The sequence below is a fragment of the Bradyrhizobium sp. P5_C12 genome (assembly GCF_054049735.1).
Genome location: NZ_JBFULU010000010.1, coordinates 1 through 20,557 on the forward strand (window position 1 = coordinate 1; position 20,557 = coordinate 20,557).

Here is a 20,557-nt window from a genome sequence, read left to right on the forward strand (position 1 = left end):
GGCGAGAACATCGCGGGCGCCTATGCCTGCATGAAGTACTTCCAGTCGCTSGACAAYCCCAACAACAAGACCTTCGTCCCGGCCTTCAAGAAGCTGTGGGGCGAGAAGACCGTGATCGGAGACGTCACCCAGGCTGCCTATCTCGGCCCGTGGCTGTGGAAATTGACGGTGGAGAAGGCGGGCTCCTTCGACGTCGACAAGATCGCGGCGGCTTCGCCGGGCGTCGAGTTCAAGGGCGCTCCGGAAGGCTATGTGCGCATCCACGAAAATCATCACCTCTGGTCGAAGACCCGGGTGGGGCGCGCCAAGCTCGATGGCCAGTTCGAGCTGATCTACGAGACCGCCGATCTCGTCGAGCCGGATCCGTTCCCCAAGGGCTACCAGTAAGAAGCGCTACCAGTAAGCCGCGGCATTCGTCGCGCTTTCTCTCAAGATCAAGCAGCTCCCTGGCGTGGATCGCAAGTCCGCGCCCAAGACCCCCGCGTCGCGAMCCTGCTCGCGACGCGGGACCCTTTCCCCGACGGAGGACATCGATGTTCGGCGACTACTCGCTTGGTGATCTTGGCTCCATCTTCGTCATGCAGGGTTTTGCAGGACTGATCCTGTTCTCGGTCTACGTGCTGATGGCGCTCGGCCTTGCCATCATCTTCGGCCAGATGGGCGTCATCAACATGGCCCATGGCGAGTTCATGATCCTCGGGGCCTACGTCACCTGGATGACCTCGAATGTCTTCCAATCCTATTTGCCGAGCCTGTTCAGCGGTTACTTCTTCCTCGCCATGATCCTGGCCTTTGTTGCATCCGGCGCGCTGGGCATGCTGGTGGAATGGGTGCTGATACGGCATCTCTACAAGCGCCCGCTCGACACGCTGCTTGCCACCTGGGGCCTGAGCCTGATGCTGCAGCAGGCCTATCGTTCCGTGTTCGGCGCGCGCGAGGTCGGCGTCGAGCTGCCGCAGTGGATGCTCGGGTCGCTGCACGTCACCGACAGCATCGAAGTGCCGATCAACGGCGTCTTCGTGATGTGCCTCACCGTGCTGATCACCATCTCCGTTGCCTATGTGATGTACAAATCGCGCTGGGGCCGCCAGGTGCGCGCGGTGGTGCAGAACCGCATCATGGCCGGCGCCGTCGGCATCAACACCGAAAAAGTCGATCGCTATACTTACGGCCTCGGCTGCGGCATCGCGGGAATCGCCGGCAGCGCCTTCACCATGATCGGCTCGACCGGGCCCACGTCCGGACAGCTCTACATCGTCGACACGTTCCTGGTGGTCGTGTTCGGCGGCGCGGCGAGCCTGCTCGGCACCATCGCCTCGGCCTTCTCGATCTCGCAGACCCAATCCACCCTCGAGTTCTTCATGTCGGGCTCGATGGCCAAGGTGCTGACGCTGCTCGCCGTTGTCGGAATCCTGATGCTGCGGCCGCAGGGGCTGTTCGCCCTCAAGGTCCGCAAGTGAGAAACGGAAGGCTGATGCAATGACCGACAATCGGTTCTTCAATCGATCGGAGCTCATCGGAATTCTGTTGCTCGCAGTCTTCCTGGTGGTGATCCTTCCGCTCACGCTCGATGTCTTCAGGCTCAATCTGGTCGCGAAATACCTGACCTATGCCTTCGTCGCGCTGGGGCTGGTGATCTGCTGGGGCTATGGCGGCATTCTCAGTCTCGGCCAGGGCGTGTTCTTCGGGCTCGGCGGCTACTGCATGGCGATGTTCCTCAAGCTCGAGGCGTCGAGCGTGGAGAACACCAAGATCCAGTCGACCCCCGGCATTCCCGATTTCATGGACTGGAATCAGATCACCTCGCTGCCGTTGTTCTGGAAGCCCTTCAACAGCCTCACCTTCACGATCGCCGCCATCATCCTGGTGCCCGGCATCTTCGCCTGGATTATCGGCACGGCAATGTTCAAGCGCCGCGTCGGCGGCACCTACTTCGCCATCATCACCCAGGCGGTCGCGGCCATCCTCACCATCCTGATCGTCGGACAGCAGGGTTACACCGGTGGCATCAACGGCATGACCGATCTGCGGACGCTGAAGGGGTGGGACATCCGGCCCGATCACGCCAAGATCGTGCTGTACTTCTTCGAGGTTGGTCTGCTGTTCGCCTGCATCATGATCGCGCAGTTCGTCCGGCACTCCAAGCTCGGGCGCATCCTGGTCGCGATGCGCGAGAAGGAGGACCGGGTCCGCTTCTCCGGCTACAGCGTCGCGAATTTCAAGATCTTCGCCTTCTGCATCGCGGCCGTGTTCGCCGCGATCGGCGGCGCCATGTTCGCGCTCAATGTCGGCTTCATGTCACCGTCCTTCGTCGGCATCGTGCCGTCGATTGAAATGGTGATCTACACCGCGGTCGGCGGCCGGTTGTCGATCCTGGGCGCGATCTACGGCACGCTGCTGGTCAATTTCGCCAAGACCAGCCTGTCGGAAACCTTTCCCGAATTGTGGCTGTTCGGCCTCGGCGGATTGTTCATCGCCGTGGTCCTGGCCTTCCCGAACGGTCTTGCCGGGATCTGGGGCGACTATGTGCAGCCGCGCATCGATCGCCTGATCGCGTCACGCAAGCCGAAACCGGCCGGCTGGACCGACAGCTCGGTCGCCGACGGCGCCCCGGCGGAGTGAGGAGATCATCATGCTCTTAGGTCACCCCGATGCCGATGCCACGCTGGCAGTGAGGAGATAGATCATGCTCGTCGGTCATCAGCCCAAGGAATTCCTGCTCGCGGTCGAGGCGCTGACGGTGTCGTTCGACGGCTTCAAGGCGGTCAACGATCTCTCCTTCTATGTCGACGAGAACGAGATCCGCGTCATCATCGGTCCGAACGGCGCCGGCAAGACCACCGTGCTCGACCTGATCTGCGGCAAGACCAAAGCAACGTCCGGCTCGATCCAGTTCCGCGGCAAGGAGCTGACGCGGATGAGGGAAAACGAGATCGTCAAGACCGGTGTCGGCCGCAAATTCCAGAACCCGTCGATCTACGACGATCTCACGGTGTTCGAGAATCTGGAGATCTCCTATCCGCGCGGCCGCTCGGTGTTCGGTGCGCTGACCTTCACCCGCGACGCCGCCGTGCGCGACCGGGTGCACGAAGTCGCCGAGATGATCTTCCTGAAGGACCGGCTGAACGTGAACGCCGATCTGCTCAGCCACGGCCAGAAGCAATGGCTCGAGATCGGCATGCTGCTGATCCAGGACCCGGACCTCTTGATGCTGGATGAGCCCGTCGCCGGCATGAGCGTGTCCGAGCGCGCCAAGACCGCCGAGCTGCTCAACCGCATCATCAAGAACCGTTCGGTGCTGGTGATCGAGCACGACATGAAGTTCGTCGAGGACATCGCCCACAAGGTCACCGTGCTCCACCAGGGCCAGATCCTCTCGGAAGGGACCATGGAGAAGGTGAAGAACGACCCCAAGGTCATCGAAGTGTATCTCGGCCATTAAGGAGCGTGTGATGCTGGCAATTTCCGATCTTCACGTCGCCTACGGCCAGAGCGAGGTGCTGCACGGGCTCAACGTCAAGGTCGCGGGCAACGAGATCGTCGCGATCATGGGCCGCAACGGCATGGGCAAGACCACGCTGATGAAGTCGCTGATGGGCATCCTGCCCGCCAAGAGCGGCTCGGTCAGCATGGACGGTGCCGAGCTCGGCAATCTGCCGAGCTACGAGCGAGTGGCCAAGGGCCTCGCCTATGTGCCGCAGGGGCGCATGATCTTCTCGACCATGACGGTGAAAGAGAACATAGAGACCGGCCTCGTCGTTTCCGGCGGGACCGAGGTGCCTGCCGACATCTACGAATTGTTCCCGGTGCTGCTGGAGATGAAGGGCCGCCGCGGCGGCAATCTGTCCGGCGGCCAGCAGCAGCAGCTCGCGATCGCGCGTGCGCTCGCGACCAAGCCGAAGGTGCTGCTGCTGGACGAGCCGACCGAGGGTATCCAGCCCTCGATCATCAAGGACATGGCGCGCACCCTGAAGCGCATCCGCGACGAGAAAGGCCTGTCGATCGTCGTGTCCGAGCAGGTCCTGAGCTTCGCGCTCGATATCGCCGACCGCGTGCTGGTGATCGAGAACGGCGAGATCGTCCGCGACGATCCGCGCGACAGCGTCGATGCCGCGCAGGTCTCGAAATATCTGTCCGTCTAACCAACCGTGTAAAAGGGGAGCATCTCGATGCCAGAGACACTGATCAAGGTCGATCTCACCAAGTCGGCTTACGAAAATGACATGGTGCACAACCGCTGGCACCCCGACATCCCGATCGTGGCCTGGGTCAATCCCGGCGACGACTTCATCATCGAGACCTATGACTGGACCGGCGGCTTCATCAAGAACAACGATTCCGCCGATGACGTGCGCGACATCGATTTGTCGATCGTGCACTTCCTGTCTGGCCCGATCGGCGTCAAGGGCGCCGAGCCCGGCGATCTCCTGGTGGTCGACCTGCTCGACGTCGGCCCGATGAAGGAGAGCCTGTGGGGCTTCAACGGCTTCTTCTCCAAGCAGAACGGCGGCGGCTTCCTGACCGACCACTTCCCGCTGGCGCAGAAATCGATCTGGGACATCAAGGGCCTCTATACCTCGTCGCGCCACGTCCCCGGCGTCAACTTCGCGGGCCTCATTCATCCCGGCCTGATCGGCTGTCTGCCCGATCCGAAGATGCTGGACATGTGGAACAAGCGCGAGGCCGAGCTGATCTCGACCAATCCGACCCGCGTGCCCGGCCTTGCCAACCCGCCATTCGCGCCGACCGCGCATGGCGGCCGCGCCAAGGGCGACGTCAAGGCCAAGATCGGCGCCGAAGGCGCGCGTACGGTTCCGCCGCGCGAGCACGGCGGCAATTGCGACATCAAGGACCTGTCGCGCGGCTCGAAGATCTACTTCCCGGTCTATGTCCCCGGCGCCGGTCTCTCGATGGGCGATCTGCACTTCAGCCAGGGCGATGGTGAGATCACCTTCTGCGGCGCCATCGAGATGGCCGGCTGGCTGCATCTGAAGGTCGAGGTGATCAAGGACGGCATGGCGAAGTACGGCATCAAGAACCCGATCTTCAAGCCGTCGCCGATCACGCCGAACTACAAGGACTACCTGATCTTCGAAGGCATCTCGGTCGACGAAGCCGGCAAGCAGCATTATCTCGACGTCCACATCGCCTATCGCCAGGCCTGCCTGAACGCGATCGAGTATCTGAAGAAGTTCGGCTACTCCGGCGCCCAGGCCTATTCGATCCTCGGCACCGCGCCGTGCCAGGGCCACATCTCCGGCGTGGTCGACGTGCCCAACGCCTGCGCCACGCTGTGGCTGCCGACGGAGATCTTCGACTTCGACGTGATGCCGTCGGCGGCAGGTCCGATCAAGCACATCACCGGCGATATCCAGATGCCGATCTCGCCGGACAAGTAATCCCTGCGCGACGGGGTGCGGGACGGCGTCTCACTGCCGCCCCGCATCCGCCGCGGGATCTCTCGAAACAGGCAACAGCGTAGGGATAATGCGATGCCGGTCTATGAATATCTCTGTGACGATTGCGGACCGTTCAAGGATCTGCGCCCGATGGCGGAATGCGACGATCCGCAAAGCTGTCCGCACTGCGAGACGATGGCGCCGCGGGTGATCCTGACCGCGCCGAACTTCTTCTGCATGCCGTCGGAGACGCGCAAGGCGCACGCCGTCAACGAACGCAGCTCGCACGCGCCGCAGACGCTCGCGCAATACAAGGCCTCGCACGGCCCCGGCTGCGGCTGCTGCTCGTCGGGCAAGACCGTCAAGGACAAAAACTCGTCGGACAGGAAGAAGCCCGCGCGGCTGATGACCAAGACCAAAAGCGGCGCCAAGGGTTTCCCGACCGCGCGGCCCTGGATGATCAGCCATTAACGCCACGCGCCAACATCAAGCGAATAAAATACAGGAGCGCTCGACATGCTTCACGGCGATATTTCCAGCAGCAACGACACCGTCGGCGTTGCAGTGGTGAACTACAAGATGCCCCGACTGCACACCAAGGCCGAGGTGCTCGACAACGCCCGCAAGATCGCCGATATGCTGGTGGGCATGAAGGCCGGTCTGCCCGGCATGGACCTCGTGATCTTCCCGGAATATTCCACGCAAGGGATCATGTACGACTCCAAGGAGATGTACGAGACCGCATCCGCCGTGCCCGGTGAAGAGACCGCGATCTTCGCCGAGGCCTGCCGCAAGGCGAAAGTGTGGGGCGTGTTCTCGCTGACCGGCGAGCGCCACGAGGAGCATCCGCACAAGGCGCCCTACAACACCCTGATCCTGATGAACGACAAGGGTGAGATCGTGCAGAAGTACCGCAAGATCATGCCATGGGTGCCGATCGAGGGCTGGTATCCCGGCAACTGCACCTACGTCTCCGACGGCCCGAAGGGGATGAAGGTCAGCCTGATCATCTGCGACGATGGCAATTTTCCGGAGATCTGGCGCGACTGCGCCATGAAGGGCGCCGAGCTGATCGTGCGTTGCCAGGGCTACATGTATCCGGCCAAGGAACAGCAGATCCTGATCTCCAAGGCCATGGCCTGGGCCAACAATGTCTATGTCGCGGTCGCCAACGCCGCCGGCTTTGACGGGGTCTATTCCTATTTCGGCCACTCCGCGATCATCGGCTTCGACGGCCGCACCCTCGGTGAGTGCGGCGAGGAGGACTACGGCATCCAGTACGCGCAGCTCTCGAAACATCTGATCCGCGATGCGCGCCGCAACGGTCAGTCGCAGAACCACCTCTACAAGCTGGTCCACCGCGGCTATACCGGCATGATCAATTCCGGCGAAAGCCCGCGCGGCGTCGCGGCTTGCCCGTATGATTTCTACAAGAACTGGATCGCCGATCCCGAAGGCACGCGGGACATGGTCGAGGCGATGACCCGCTCGACCCCGGGGACTGACGAGTGCCCGATCGACGGTATCCCGAACGAGGCGGCCGCCACCAATTACTGAGGCGTGAGCCGCATCATGCGCAAAATGGGAGTTTTGCACTTGGAAACCGTGGCCCGGTTGCAACATGGCCGCGGGATTCTGCTTTGGTTGTGCGCCAAAGAGACACATTCCGGCGGAGCGTAGTTTTACGGGGCATCCTCATGGCCTAAGTTCCCGGCGGACTGCGGGAATGGGGATCGTGTGACGTGAGGGGCGAGGGGCTATGGAGGCGGCAGGGTCGCCTGCGCCGGGGCGGCGCCGTGCCGTCCGTCGGCGCGTCGGCAATCCTGACGATTGTGTTCGGCCTTGGCCTTGCGACGACATCGGCCAGCGCGCAGTGCGTCCCCGATCCTGCCGCGAGCGGCCAGACCGTCACCTGTAGCGACGATGCCAACGGATTCCAGGCCGGCGCCGGCGTCGACAGCCTCACCGTCAACGTGCTGTCGGGCGCGACCGTGAACGACAACGGCACGGTCTCGATCGGCGTCAACGATTCCAGCACCGTCACCAACAACGGAACGCTGTCGGCAGCCTCGGGCCTGATCGGCATCGGCGTCGGCAACTCGAATACCGTGACCAACAACGGCACCATCACGGTGCTCGGCAATGGCTTCGGCATCTTCGGGCTCGATCACAACATCATCGCCAATGCCGGGACGATCACCGCCGGGGACGGCGGCGCCGCGATCCGGGTCGGCGATAACAACACCGTCACCAACAGCGGTGCGCTGTCGGTCGGCGCGCAGGGCGCGGGCATCTTCGCGGTCCAGAACAACACGATCACCAATGCCGTGACGGGCACGATCACCGGCCTCGATGATGCGATCGGAATCTACGCGTCGTTCGGCGGCGCGACCGTGACCAATGCAGGCGCGATCACGGTTGGCGATTCCACGGGCTTCTCCGGCGGCATTATCGCGATCAGTGACAACAACACGGTCACCAACACGGCCACCGGCAGGATCTCGGTCGGGCAGAATGCCGCCGGCATCTTCATGCAAGGTGCCTTTCAAACCGCGAACAATTTCGGCGACATCAAGGCAACCGACGTCGGCGTCGGCATTGCCGTCACGGGCGACGACGCCAGGGTGACCAATGGCGGTTCGATCACGGTCGGCGACAGCGGGGCGGCGGGCATTTCAGTGCAAGGTGATCGGGCCGTCATCACCCAGAACGGAACGATCGACGTCGGTCTGGGGGGAAGTTTCGGCATTGGTTTTTCCGGCTCGTCCTCCACGATCACCAACAACGGCCGGATCACGGCTGGCGATTTCACCTCGGGCATTGCGGTGTTCGGCGACGACAACGTCATCACCAACGGCGGCACGATCTCCGTCGGCGCCTCAGGCATCGGTATCTCCGTGTTCACGTCCTCGACCACCAATCAGGTCGTCAATACCGGCACCATCACCGTCGGGGCCAACGGTGTCGGCATCAGCGTGGATGGCGGCGGCAGCGTGTTCAACTCGGGAACCATCAACGCCGCGACCGGCCTCGCCGCGATCGAGTTCTGCAACTGCGGCCCGAACACGCTGACGCTCGGGCCCGGCAGCATCATCAACGGCCTCGTGCTTGGTGCAGGCACCGATACATTCCAGCTCGGCGGTACGGGCAAGGACACATTCGATCTCAGCCTGATCGGTCCCTTGCTCCAATATGACGGGTTCACGACCTTCAACAAGGTCGGCAGCTCGATCTGGACGGTGACGGGCACCGGAAATCAGGACTGGAACGTGCTCGGCGGCACGCTCCTGCTCGCCGGCACCATCAACGGCAATGTGACCGTTGCCGCGGGCGGTACGTTCGGCGGTGTCGGCACGGTCGGCAACGTCTCCGTCAACGGCGGCACGCTGGCGCCGGGCAATCCGACCGGGACGCTGAATGTCGCGGGCGACCTCACGTTCACGACGGCGTCGAGCTACATGGTGCAAGTCTCGGGCGCCAGCAGCGGCCTTGCGGTCGTGACCGGAACGGCGACGCTCGGTGCTGCCACGGTTGTGGTCGTTCCGACCGGCTCGATTGCAAAGCACTACACGATCCTGAACGCAGGCACGCTTCCCGATGCGTTCAATCCGGTCGTTGCGGGTCTGTCGTCGAACCTGCACGCGACGCTCAGCTACGATCTCCACAACGTCTACCTCGACCTCGCGCTGGGCTATAGCGGCGGTCTCAACATCAACCAGCAGAACGTCGCCAACGTGCTGACGAATTATTTCAACAGCACCGGTAGCCTTCCCGTGGCGCTCGCCAATCTCTCGCCGGTCGGTCTGACGCAGGCTTCCGGCGAATCGGCGACGGGTTCTCAGCAGACGACGTTCGAGGCGATGAACATGTTCATCAATCTGCTGACCGACGTGTTCGGCTCGGGGCGCAGCGGTGCACCCGGCGCGACGCCGTATGTGGACGACGCGAGCGCCTATGCTGCGGCTGGCAAGAGCGCGCGTGACAGGACCACGCGCGACGCCTTCGCCTCGATCTCCCGCAAGGCGCCGCCCGCGAGTTTCGAGCAGCGCTGGGACGTGTGGGCGGCCGGCTACGGTGGCTCGCAGACCACCGACGGCAATGCTGGCCTTGGCTCCAACACCACCAGCAGCAACGTCTACGGTACGGCGGTCGGCCTCGACTACCGCTTCTCGCCGTCGACGATCGCAGGCTTTGCGTTGGCCGGCGGCGGCACCGGATTCAACGTCAACGGGCTCGGCTGGGGCCGCTCCGACCTGTTCCAGGCCGGCGCCTTCGTGCGTCACACGGCGGGGCCGGCCTATATCACCGCTGCGCTCGCCTATGGCTGGCAGGACGTCACGACAAATCGCATCGTCACTGCTGCCGGCGTCGACCAGTTGCGCGCGCAGTTCAACGCCAACGCGGTCTCAGGCCGGATCGAGGGCGGTTATCGTCACGCGACGCCGTGGATCGGCCTCACGCCCTATGCCGCGCTCCAGGCCACCATGTTCAGCCTGCCGAGCTATTCGGAGTTCGCCGTCGTCGGCAACAACACCTTCGCGCTCAATTATGCCGCCAAGGACGTGACCAGCACCCGCACCGAGCTCGGCTTTCGCGCCGACAGGTCTTTCGCCGCGGCCGGAGGCCTGATGACCCTGCGCGGCCGCGCCGCCTGGGCGCATGATTTCAATCCGGACCGCAGCGTCGGTGCGGTCTTCCAGACGTTGCCGGGCTCGGCGTTCGTCGTGAACGGCGCCGCACAGGCGCGCGATTCCGCGCTGACCACGGCGTCGGTGCAAATGAACTGGATGAACGGCTGGTCCGCCGCACTGACCTTCGAAGGCGAGTTCTCGAACGTCACCCGTTCCTACGCCGGCAAGGGCCTCGTGCGCTACGCGTGGTAGGCTTTACTGCTTCTTCTGCGTTGGCTTGCGCGGCGGGCGCGGAGCTACGGGAGTTCCGCTCATCTTGTTGGCGGCCTCGCTGATGTCGAGCAGGGTCTTGCGGCCGTCCTCGAGGAAGCTCGCCGATTTCTTCTTCATGGTGTCGGCGAGCTCGCGCAGTCCCTGCACCTTCGCGAACAGCTCGTCGGCCTTGCCGTTGACGAAGCCGGGCACCACGCCTTCGATCTTCGTGACCGCCTTGTCGAAGCCAGCGAAGGCGGTGTCGACCTTGGCCATGACGGTATCGATCTCGGCGCCCTTGCTCCTGAGGTCGGCGGTGTAGTTTTCGAACGTGCGCAGGCCGTCCCGAATCGCGGGTGCGTTGCTGACGATCGTGCGGTCGACATTGTGCAGGGTGTCGACGATGGATTCGGCATCGCTCAGATCGGCGGTCAGCACCGGAATGCCGTCCACATCCAGCGGCACCGGCGGGGCGGAGGGCGCGCCACCGATCAGCGAGACCGCGGCGACGCCGGTGAGCCCCTGGAACTCGATGCCGGCCACGGTGTCCTTGCGGATCGGCGCGGCGTTGTCGAGCATCACGAGCGCCACGACCTTGCGGGGATTGTCGAGCTTGATCGACAGGATCTGGCCCGCCGGCACGCCGTCGAAATTGACCGGTCCGCCGCGGCGCAGGCCACTGGCCGAACCGCCTTCGAAGACGACGCGCAGCTGGCTGCGGCTCTGGATGCTGCGCCATTTCTGCACGCCGAGCAGGCCGCCGAACGCCACGGCGATCACCGCCAGCGTCGCCGTTCCGATCACCAGATCGCTCGCGCGTGCCATAAGGCTGAGTCTACGGCCAAAGCGGGGAAGTTGGAAGGAGGCCGTCATGTTAAGTAGGGCGGGTTAGCCACCTCCGCGCCATGCGCGGCCCGATGACAGGCTCCGCGTAACCCGCCATTGCTTGCCGCATGCGCCGTGCAAATTGGCGGATTACGCTGGCGCTAATCCGCCCTACGGACTCAATGCCCGGCGGCGTGTTTCGCCGCGGCGTTGTTCAGCACGATGAGAGCATCGACGGCGACGCCTGTCCTGGTGTTGATCAGGAACGGATTGACGTCGATCGACGCGATCCGGTCGCCGGCATCCGCGATCAGGTTGGACAGGCCGACCAGCGCCTTCACGGCGGAGGCCTCATGCAACGCCGGCTTGCCGCGATAGCCGGCTATCTTGACGCCGGCCTTGGTGCGGCCGATCAAAAGCCGCGCCTCGGCCTCGTCCAGCGGCGCGCCGGCAAGCGCCACGTCCTTCATCAGCTCGATGTCGATGCCGCCGGTGCCGAACAGCACGACCGGACCCATCTCGGCATCGAGCGAGGCGCCGACCACGAGTTCGAGGTCGGCCTTGACCTGCTGCGCGATCAGGATGCCGTCGAGCCTCGGCTTGCCCTTCAGCTTCTTCACCCGCGCGGTGATGTCGGCGAACGCCTTCTTCACCTCGGCCGCGCTGTTGAGGTTCAACACCACGCCGCCAATGTCGGACTTGTGCAGGATCTCGGCGCTGACGACCTTTGCCACCACCGGAAAGCCGATCTGCCTGGCGATCTCAGCGGCCTGCGCGGCCGTCTGTGCGATCGCTTCCTTCGAGACCGGGATGCCGTAGGCCTTCAAAAGCGTCTTCGAGGCCACCTCGTCGAGCGCGGCACCGGTCGCGGATTTCAGCGTCTTCTCCAGCACGGCGCGCGCGGCGGGCTTCGAGCCCGAGGCGATGTCCGGCACCTCCTTGCGCAATTTCGCATAGTCGAGCAGGGACTTGATCGCGGTGACCGCGCGGTCCATGCCCTGCATCACCGCCAGATGCGGCAGCGATTTGCGCAAGCCCTTGGTGAAATCCGTAAAGCCGATCGACATCGCGCTGATGTAGATCACGGGCTTTGAGGCCCGGCTCGCCATCTCGTCGACGATGCGCAGGTTACGCTCGCGCAGCTCGTGCGGCGCCTTCGGCAGCTCGGCATCGACGATGACGATGTCGATATCGGGGTCGTCGATCATCAGCTTGATCGACTTCATGTAGACGGAGGGATCGACCACCGCGGCAAAGCCGGCGTCGAGCGGATTGCCGACGATCGATCCGGGCCCGAGCATTTTCGCCAGCTCCGAGCTGACATGCGGGCTGAGCGGCGCGAAGTTCAAGCCCTCGGCGTAGAACGCGTCGATCAGCATGCCGCGCTTGCCGCCGGACAGCGTGACCGCGGCGAGCTTGTCGCCTTTCGGCACCGCGGCGTGGACGAAGCATTCGGTGGTCTCGATCAGCTCGTCGAGCCCGCGCACGCGGATCACGCCCTCGCGGGTCGCGATGGCGTCGAACGTCTCGATCGAGCCGGCGAGCGCGCCGGTATGCGCCATCGCCGCGGCGCGGCCGCCCTCGGATGAGCCGAGCTTGAGCGCGATCACGGGCTTGCTCGCGGCACGCGCGGCCTTGCAGGCGTCACGGAATGCCTTGGTGTTGCGCACGCCTTCGAGATAAACCACGATCACCTTGATGCTCGGATCCTCGGCGAAATAGCGCATCAGGTCCGGCGTCTCGAGTCCGGTCTCGTTGCCGGTCGTCACCATGTAGCCGACGCCGACGCCGCGATCCTCCAGCGCCTGGCGGATCGCCATGACGATGGCGCCGGACTGTCCGGCGATCGCCACGGCGCCCTGCTCCATGGTGACGATGCGGTCGTCGATATTGGTGAAGAGCTTTTCGCCCGCGCTTAAGTTGCCGAGGCAGTTCGGGCCGGTGACGGCGAGGCCGGTGTCGCGCACCGCCTGTTGCAGTTCGGCGGCGAGCTTCTGGCTGTCCTCATCCTGCAACTCGCTGAAGCCCGAGGTGACGATGGTGGCCGAACGCGCGCCGGCCGCGGCGGCGTCGCGGATCACCTGCACCGCAAAGCGCGCGGGCACCAGCACCAGCACGTGATCGGGCTTTTCGGGCAGGCTCGCGAAATCCTTGTAGCAAGGGACGCCCCAGATGGTTTCGCGCTTGGCATTGACCGGATAGAGCCCGCCCTCGAAGCCATATTTGACCAGATTGTTCCAGATCCGCTCGGCATAGTTGCCGGGCTTGTCGGTCGCGCCCACCAGCACGATGTTGTGCGGGTGCAGCATGGCGTGAATGCCCTTGACGATGTCGCTGGCGTCGAGCGGCGGAGACCATGGGCGCGGAGAGGAGGATGCAGCAGATACGCGAGCTTCCATGGCGTGACCTCACCTGTTGTTCTTCTTGGTGGCGCGTCACTCAGTTCTATGGCGAGTTCTTCGCGGTAGCAACCACATGGTATGCCGTGTGATGGAATGAGCGATGCATCGCTGCTATTCATTCGCTCCAATCAGGACGCCATGCAGGACATAACGTTCGGGACCGGACGTAACGGCGTCGAACGGCCAGCAGGTGGCGAGCACGAGCTCGACATCCTGTGTCGCGGGATCGATGCCCGATGCGTCGAAACGGACAACGGCCGACGAATCCACGCGATAGCGGAAATGCCTGCCGTCGCGGCGGGTGATCTCGATCACGTCTCCGATCGCAACATTCCGCAAGAACCGGAAATGTGTATCGCGATGTGCGGCATAGACCGCAACGCCGCGTTCGCCGGCATCGACTGTCCGCTCAATATGGCCGGGTCCGAAAGCGAGCGCCTGGCCGCTGGTGCCGTCCAGCACGATCGCGCTGGCGCCGATCCGCTTCACCTCGATCCGGGCGACCGGCCAGGTGTCGGCCCATGACCACGGCTTGACCGTCTGGCCCGTCGCGACGCTTCGGTCGAACGCGCGCTCCAGCAGCACCTGCGCGAGCCAGGCTTTTGCATGGATGTAGGCGCCGTCGCCGAACAGGATGAGGCCGATCAGCGCCAGGGCCAGGGGAGAGATGAGGCGGGGCATGTGTCTCTCGGATGTTGTCGTTCCGGGGCGCCCGAAGGGCGAACCCGGAACCTCGAGATTCTCAGGTGCGCAATTGCGCACCATAGTTCGATGCTTCGCATCGCCCCGGAATGACATTCCAATAAAAAGGCGCGCGCGGCCGTTAAGGGGACGGGCAGCCGCGCGCGCTAACAGAGGAGTTCGGGGGGCTCCTCTCTCAAACGGCGTCAGTGAGCAAGGGCCGACGCCGGTTGAATACGAACAGGATCAGGGCGAGCACGATCAGGATCAGGCCTCCGATCATCTTCAGCTCGGCCGAGGTTGCAGTCTTTGGCAGGCGGATCGCGTCGGGCGCGGCAGGTGTCGGCCGCCTCGTGGCCGGCTGGCCGCGTGCATCGGCGTGGCGCTCACGCAATTGCCCGGGGGCCTGCTGCGGTCGTTCGCCAAACACCTTCTCGAAATCCCAACCGGCCGGCAGGTTGATCGGCAGTTCGCTGAGCTTGAGCGGTTCGCCTTCGGGACGGCTCGGCGTCTTGTCGACCGCGATGAGGCTGGTCAGCCGCGTGACGATCTGATGGTCGAGCGCCAGCGCCAGGATCGTCTTGTCGGTCTCTTCCGGTGTCATCTCGCGCATGGTGCGCGCGACTTCCGCATCGCCGATCTTGCGCTTCGCCCACAGCTTCGACAGGCCCTTGCCCTCGGCGGCGTTTTGCAGCGGCAGCGTCACCGACCACGGCCGGTCGCCGACCCGTCCCTTGATCTCGAGCGAACCCGCGAGCTTGTCGAGTCGTGCGGCGAGAACCAGCGGCTCGTCGCGATAGACGTCGGGAATGATCGCCGGGGTAACGTCGGCCTTGGCTTCCGAGAACTTTGCGCTGAGGGCGGTCACCGCCGGATTTTCCAGCTTCGCGAACAGGCCGCGCATGCGCTCCTCGACCTGCTCGACGGAGCCGATATGGGTGAAGGCGCCGCGGCCGAGCTCGGAAGCGCGGGTCATCAGATAGGTGTTGGGTGCCGACCCGATGCCGACCATGAACACGCGCGAGCGGCCGCGCATCGACGTGATGGTCTCGAACAATTGCTGTTCGTTGCCGATCGCGCCGTCGGTCAGGAACACGATCTGGCGAACCATGCTGGTCTCGCCGAGCTTGTCGGTCAGCGCGGCGCGCATCGCCGGCACCATCTCGGTGCCGCCGCGCGCCTGCAAGGCGCTGACGAACGAGGTCGCCTCGCCGACATGCGCGGCATCCGCCGGGACGGAGGCGGGAAACAGCACGTCCATGGTGTCGTCGAAGCGGATGACGTTGAAGCGGTCATTCGGCTGGAGGCGGCCGAGCGCGTAAAGCAGGCTCGCCTTGGCCTGAACGATCGACGTGCCGCCCATCGAGCCGGAATTGTCGATCACGAACACGACCTCGCGCGGCAGCGGCTTCTGCGTCGCCTGCTCGGCGCTCGGCGGCGTGACAAAGGCGAGCAGGTAATCGGCATCGCCGACATGCTCGCGGAACAGGCCGACCGATGGTGCGTTCTGGGCCGCCGGCTTCCACGTCAGTTCGAAATCGCGGTCGGCGGGCACCGCGCCGTCGGCGAGCGTGACGATGCGCGTCGCGTTGTCCGGGCTCTCGGTCTTGACGTTATGATGGTGGCTCTTGACCTCGCCGAGCGCAAAGCCGGCCTTCAGACGCACCGTGATGCTGGTCGGGTTAACGGGCGCATTCTTGGCGGGATCCAGCACCGTCGGGGAAATACGATCGCGGTCGGGCACCGGATCGGACGTGGCGGTGCCCCAGCCGGAGCCGTCGTTGCGGAAGTCGACGCTCTGCACGATCGGCGCCGGATTGTAGCGCGGTGCGACCACCAGCGGGACGCGCAGCGAATATTCAGTGCCGGATTGATGCACCGGCTCCTGGTATTCGATCTGCACCAGCACGGTTTCGCCGGGACCGATATTGGCGACCGCGTTGGTGAAGATGTTGGGACGCTCCTGCTCGGTGAGCGCGGCCTTCTGGCCGGCGCGGCGTGCCTGCTCGTAAATGACGCGCGCCTCTCGCCGCTCCTTGATGTCGCCGACGATGACGCGGTCGCCGACCACCATCTTCAGCGTGTCGACGGCGCCGTCGGTGGCGAGCGGATAGACATAGGTCGCCTCGACCCAGTCCTTGCTCGGATTACGGAAGATCTGCGTGATGCGGGCGCGCAGCGTCGGACCGGACACCGTGATGTCGACGTCGATGCCGAGGCGGATGGCTTCGGTGTAGGCGCCGTCCTCCTTCAGGAGGAGGGTGCCGGACCGGGCGTCGCCGGGCTGGAGCAGGCTGGCCTGCTCGGTCGTCGCCGACCAGCCCGGCTCGAAGCTCACCAGCAGCGCCATGAAGGCGACCAGCATCACGGCGATGCCCTGCACGAGAAGAAACAGTCCGAGCTTGATCAGTCGGCCCAGCATCGGGTGATCGTCGTTGCCGGCTGCGTCGTAGGTGTCCATTTGACCTGCTCCCGAAGGATGTTTGCTGCCTTCAGCATCCGTCGGAAGGGCAGATTTCGCGAGCAGAACGATCGGTAATGTTCCGCCGCGGCCGGCCGGGCGAGGCGCCGCCGGGGCGGCGATGTGCGGTTTTGTGCTGACTTGTCCGCCCTGCTAGAGTGGCCGCCTGGAGCAGGGTTAAAGATGCAGACGCAGGACAAGCTCTCCGACAATCAGCTCTCCGACGAGCAAAGCCGCGAGATCGCGGAGATGATCCGCGAGGAGCTCGCCAGACGCCGGATCTCGCGGCAGGCGCTGGCCGAGCAGGCCAAGCTCAGCCTGTCGACGTTGGAGAAGGTGCTCGGCGGACGCCGCCCGTTCACGCTGGCAACTACGGTCCGGCTGGAGCAGGCGCTGGGCGTGTCCCTGCGCAAGAGCACCGTCGTGGTGACGCCTCCGGCCGCAAACGATGTCGCGCCAGACAGCCTCGGCTCCTATGCGCATCGCGCGGTGACCTGGCTCGAGGATGTCTACATCACGCTGCGACCGTCGTTCGGCGCCAAGGACGCGATCTTTGCCTATCGCACCGAGATCGTCTGGGAGCCGAAGGTCCCGTCGCTGGTGTTCCGCGAGGGCGAGCGGACCGATGCCGCCTATGAGCACACCGGCGAAGTGGCGGTGCCCCACCAGTCCGGCTTCATCTACCTCGTCATCATCAAGCACGGCCAGCATCGCGTGATCACGGTGTCGCGGCCGACGGTCGCCGGCGAGATGTACGGCATCATCTCGACGCTTCGCGCCGGCCCCGGCTCGCAACTGACGCCGATCGCGGCGCCGATCGCCTATGTGCCGCTCAGGAACGTCCCGAAGCCGTCGCTGGGACGGGTCGCACCCGATGACGCCAACTACGCCTTGTATCGAACGCATCTGCGCCGCACGGTGGAAGAGCCGTTCGCGCTGTTCTTGCCGGCATAGCTTCACCTCGGAGGTCCGCCGATAAAGAGATGGCGGCCTCGCGGCCGCCATCTCCCATGCACGGACCGTTCGCCGAGAACTAGCCGCCCGTTTCGGCGCTGATGATATCGCCGAACAGCTCCCACTGGCCCTTCTTGAACCGCCACATCTTGAGCTGCTCGATCGGTGCGAAATCCGTGGAGGAGGTGTTGATCTTGATCCCCGGGATCAGCGTGTCGGGGACGAAGTCTTTCAGGCTGGCGGCCTGCTTCATCACGTTCTCACGGGTCAGATTGTCGCCCGCCTGCTTCAGCACCTGCACCATCGTCTGGGCCGCGGCATAGGCGTACACCAGATTGGCGTCCGAAATGTTCGCGCCGGGCATGTACTTGTCGATGAAGACCATGAACTTCTTCATGCCCTCATCGTCCTTCCACTGCGGATCCGATGCATCCTTCAGATAGCCGGCCGACAGCACGCCTTCGGATGCATCGAGCCCGGCCGGCTTCATCACCGCACCGATGGACACCGAGACGTCCGTCATCAGGTGCATCGGCTTCCATTCGAGCTCGGCGATTTTCTTGATCGCCTGTGCCGCGAATTTCGGCGTTGCGATGTTCACGAAGACGTCGGCGCCGGTGCCCTTGAGCTTGACGATATGGGCGTCGATCGACGGCTCCGACGTCTCGTAGCTCTCCTCGGCCACGATCAGCTTCGACGCCTTGTCGCCGAACACGTCCTTGATGCCGGCGACGTAGTCCTTGCCGAAATCGTCGTTGGCATAGAAGATCGCAACCTTCGCGTCCGGCTTCTCCTTCAGAATGTATTTTGCGAAGATCTGTGCCTCGACCCGGTAGCTGGGCTGGAAGCCCATGGTCCAGGGAAAGGCCTTCGAGTCGTTCCACTTGCTGGCGCCGGTGGCGAGGAAGAGCTGCGGCACCTTCTTGGAATTGTGATACTTCTGCACGGCGGTCTGGGTCGGCGTGCCCAGCGCGTTGAAGACCAGGAAGACCTCGTCGCTCTCGATCAGCTTGCGGATCTGCTCCACGGTCTTCGGCGGCGAGTAGCCGTCATCGTAGGAGATCCAGTTGATCTTGCGGCCGTTGATGCCGCCCTGGTCGTTGATCATCTTGAAATAGGCTTCCTCGGTCTTGCCGATGATGCCGTAGGCGGAAGCGGGACCGGAATAGGCTTCGACATTGCCGATCTTGATCTCGGTGTCGGTGACGCCGGTGTCGTACGCCTTCTGCGCATACGCGGATGGGGTCGCAAACAGCGTCAGCGCCGTTGCTGCGGCAAGCAGGGAGAGTTTCTTGTTCTTCATGGAAATTCCTTGGGTTTTCTTTGGGGTTTCTTCTGGGTTTGAGCAGGCACGTCAGAAACGAAGAAGCGCCCGCGAGGGGCGCTCTGGTCAGGCGTCGGCGACTTTCTTGTCGACTTCGGACGTTGCCGAAAATTCCTTGCGCAAGGTCGGCTTGTGGATCTTGCCGGTGGCATTGCGCGGCAGCGCATCGACGAATCGGATCTGGCGCGGGCATTTGAAGCGCGCGAGATTGGCCGCGCAATGCGCCAAGACATCGGCTTCGGTCAGCCGCTCCCCCGGCTTGACCGCGACGATGGCGAGGCCCACCTCGCCCCATTGCGGATCGGCAATGCCGATCACGGCGGCTTCCGCGATCGCGGTGAGCTGGTGCAGGACGTTTTCGACCTCGGCCGGATAGACGTTCTCGCCGCCGGAAATGTACATGTCCTTCCAGCGGTCGACGATGTAGTAGAAGCCTTCCTCGTCGATTCGCGTCGCATCGCCCGTGTGCAGCCAGCCGTCGGTGAAGGACGTCTTGTTCGCCTCCGGCCTATTCCAGTAGCCCGGCGTGATGTTCGGCCCCTTGACCCAGAGCTCGCCGAGTTCGCCGATATCGGCATCGCTGCCGTCCGGCCGCACGATCCGCACCTCCGTGTGCAGTACCGGCTTGCCGGCGGAGCCCGCTTTCCGCGCCGCATCCTCGCGATCGAGCACCAGCACGGCCGGCGAGGTCTCGGTCATGCCGTAGCCCTGCTGGAGCGCGACGCCGCGCGCCTCCCAGACTTTCAGGAGCGGCACCGGCATCGGCGCGCCGCCGACACCGCCGACGATCAGCCGGGTAAGATCGGTCGTCGCAAACGCCGGATGCTGCGCCATGAACTGGTAGATCGCAGGCACGCCGAAGAACACGTTGATGCCCTGCGCGGGATCGTTGATCAGGCCGAGCGCCGTGCCGGGATCGAAGGCGCGCATGATCATCACGGTGCCGCCGGCGTGCAGCACCGGATTGGTGTAGCAATTCAGCCCGCCGGTGTGGAACAGCGGCAACACGGTGAGCAGCACCGAGGATGGCCCAATGCAGGCCGGGCCGCCGAGATTGACGCAATTCCAGAAGGTCATGCCATGGGTGATGGTCGCGCCCTTCGGATGGCCCGTGGTACCCGAGGTGTACATGATGGTCGAGACGTCATCGAGCGTGACTTCTTCGGCGCGGTCGAGCGGCTTTGCGGCGGCGATGCCGGCCTCATAGGTGCCGCCGGGGCCGAGCAGCAGGCTTGTCGCGACGTTGCAGAGTTTTGCAACGCTCAGCGCGGTCTCGGCCAGATCAGTATCGTGGATCATCACCTTCGGCGCGCAATCAGCGGTGATGAACTGGAGCTCGGGAACGGTGAGGCGGGTGTTGAGCGGCACGAAGACGGCGCCGAGCCGGCCGCAGGCGAATTGCACCTCCAGCGTATCGGTGGTGTTCAGTGCCAGCACCGCGACGCGGTCGCCGCGCGAGATATTGAGCGCATGACGCAGGAAGGAAGCGAGGCGCGAGACGCGCGCGTCGAGCTGCGAATAGCTGAAGCGGCGCTCGCTCGCGAGATCGATGACCGCGACCTTGCCGGGCGTGCGGCGGCCATGATGGGCGATCCAGTCGTAGTAACGAACGGCCAAAAATTCCTCCC

Annotated in this window: 16 protein-coding genes; 10 read left to right on the top strand and 6 right to left on the bottom strand. The window is 64.2% G+C overall.

The window, feature by feature from the left end; translation table 11 throughout:
• From ACXJMY_RS11640 to ACXJMY_RS11680, 9 genes are all read left to right on the top strand, one after another.
• Positions 1-387 (top strand): transporter substrate-binding protein (locus ACXJMY_RS11640; RefSeq protein ID WP_456619469.1); only part of this gene is annotated, 387 nt, incomplete at its 5' end.
• 146 nt (positions 388-533) lie between these two features.
• Complete coding sequence (gene urtB / locus ACXJMY_RS11645) at positions 534-1,460, top strand: urea ABC transporter permease subunit UrtB (protein ID WP_456619470.1); 927 nt, start codon at positions 534-536, stop codon at positions 1,458-1,460.
• A gap of 19 nt (positions 1,461-1,479) precedes the next feature.
• Positions 1,480-2,622 carry an urea ABC transporter permease subunit UrtC gene (urtC, locus tag ACXJMY_RS11650; RefSeq protein ID WP_456619471.1) on the top strand — a complete coding sequence of 381 codons (1,143 nt, stop codon included), beginning with the start codon at positions 1,480-1,482 and terminating at the stop codon, positions 2,620-2,622.
• Between the two features lie 64 nt (positions 2,623-2,686).
• Entirely contained in the window at positions 2,687-3,442 is a 756-nt protein-coding gene (gene urtD, locus ACXJMY_RS11655) for an urea ABC transporter ATP-binding protein UrtD (protein ID WP_456619472.1), read from the top strand.
• A 10-nt stretch (positions 3,443-3,452) separates the two neighbouring features.
• Complete coding sequence (gene urtE, locus ACXJMY_RS11660) at positions 3,453-4,142, top strand: urea ABC transporter ATP-binding subunit UrtE (protein WP_456619473.1); 690 nt, start codon at positions 3,453-3,455, stop codon at positions 4,140-4,142.
• A 27-nt stretch (positions 4,143-4,169) separates the two neighbouring features.
• A complete protein-coding gene (gene fmdA / locus ACXJMY_RS11665; RefSeq protein WP_027542198.1) occupies positions 4,170-5,399 on the top strand; it encodes a formamidase in 1,230 nt (409 codons plus the stop codon).
• 93 nt (positions 5,400-5,492) lie between these two features.
• Entirely contained in the window at positions 5,493-5,870 is a 378-nt protein-coding gene (locus ACXJMY_RS11670) for an FmdB family zinc ribbon protein (protein WP_456619474.1), read from the top strand.
• Between the two features lie 45 nt (positions 5,871-5,915).
• The gene (locus ACXJMY_RS11675; protein ID WP_456619475.1) at positions 5,916-6,956 is read left to right on the top strand and encodes an aliphatic amidase; all 1,041 of its coding nucleotides are present in this window, start codon (positions 5,916-5,918) and stop codon (positions 6,954-6,956) included.
• Positions 6,957-7,195: 239 nt separating this feature from the next.
• The gene (locus tag ACXJMY_RS11680) at positions 7,196-10,282 is read left to right on the top strand and encodes an autotransporter outer membrane beta-barrel domain-containing protein (RefSeq protein ID WP_456619476.1); all 3,087 of its coding nucleotides are present in this window, start codon (positions 7,196-7,198) and stop codon (positions 10,280-10,282) included.
• Positions 10,283-10,285: 3 nt separating this feature from the next.
• On the opposite strand, the gene ACXJMY_RS11685 is transcribed toward ACXJMY_RS11680, so the two are convergent.
• From ACXJMY_RS11685 to ACXJMY_RS11700, 4 genes are all read right to left on the bottom strand, one after another.
• Positions 10,286-11,107, bottom strand: coding sequence for an MlaD family protein (locus ACXJMY_RS11685; protein WP_456619477.1), 822 nt, complete (start codon positions 11,105-11,107; stop codon positions 10,286-10,288).
• 179 nt (positions 11,108-11,286) lie between these two features.
• Positions 11,287-13,506: an acetate--CoA ligase family protein gene (locus tag ACXJMY_RS11690; protein ID WP_456619478.1), complete on the bottom strand. Its 2,220-nt coding sequence runs from the start codon at positions 13,504-13,506 to the stop codon at positions 11,287-11,289.
• Positions 13,507-13,620: 114 nt separating this feature from the next.
• Positions 13,621-14,190 (bottom strand): class GN sortase, encoded by a 570-nt coding sequence (locus tag ACXJMY_RS11695; protein WP_456619479.1) that lies wholly within the window; start codon positions 14,188-14,190, stop codon positions 13,621-13,623.
• A gap of 196 nt (positions 14,191-14,386) precedes the next feature.
• Positions 14,387-16,651, bottom strand: coding sequence for a marine proteobacterial sortase target protein (locus tag ACXJMY_RS11700; RefSeq protein WP_456619480.1), 2,265 nt, complete (start codon positions 16,649-16,651; stop codon positions 14,387-14,389).
• A 183-nt stretch (positions 16,652-16,834) separates the two neighbouring features.
• Here ACXJMY_RS11700 and ACXJMY_RS11705 point away from each other — a divergent pair, with 183 nt between their 5' ends.
• On the top strand, positions 16,835-17,605 hold the full coding sequence (locus ACXJMY_RS11705) for a helix-turn-helix transcriptional regulator (protein WP_456619481.1): 771 nt from the start codon (positions 16,835-16,837) through the stop codon (positions 17,603-17,605).
• 79 nt (positions 17,606-17,684) lie between these two features.
• Here the strand turns inward: ACXJMY_RS11705 and ACXJMY_RS11710 are convergent, their stop codons facing one another.
• Positions 17,685-18,908 carry an ABC transporter substrate-binding protein gene (locus ACXJMY_RS11710; protein WP_456619482.1) on the bottom strand — a complete coding sequence of 408 codons (1,224 nt, stop codon included), beginning with the start codon at positions 18,906-18,908 and terminating at the stop codon, positions 17,685-17,687.
• Between the two features lie 87 nt (positions 18,909-18,995).
• Positions 18,996-20,546: an acyl-CoA synthetase gene (locus ACXJMY_RS11715; RefSeq protein WP_456619483.1), complete on the bottom strand. Its 1,551-nt coding sequence runs from the start codon at positions 20,544-20,546 to the stop codon at positions 18,996-18,998.
• Between the last annotated feature and the right edge of the window lie 11 nt (positions 20,547-20,557).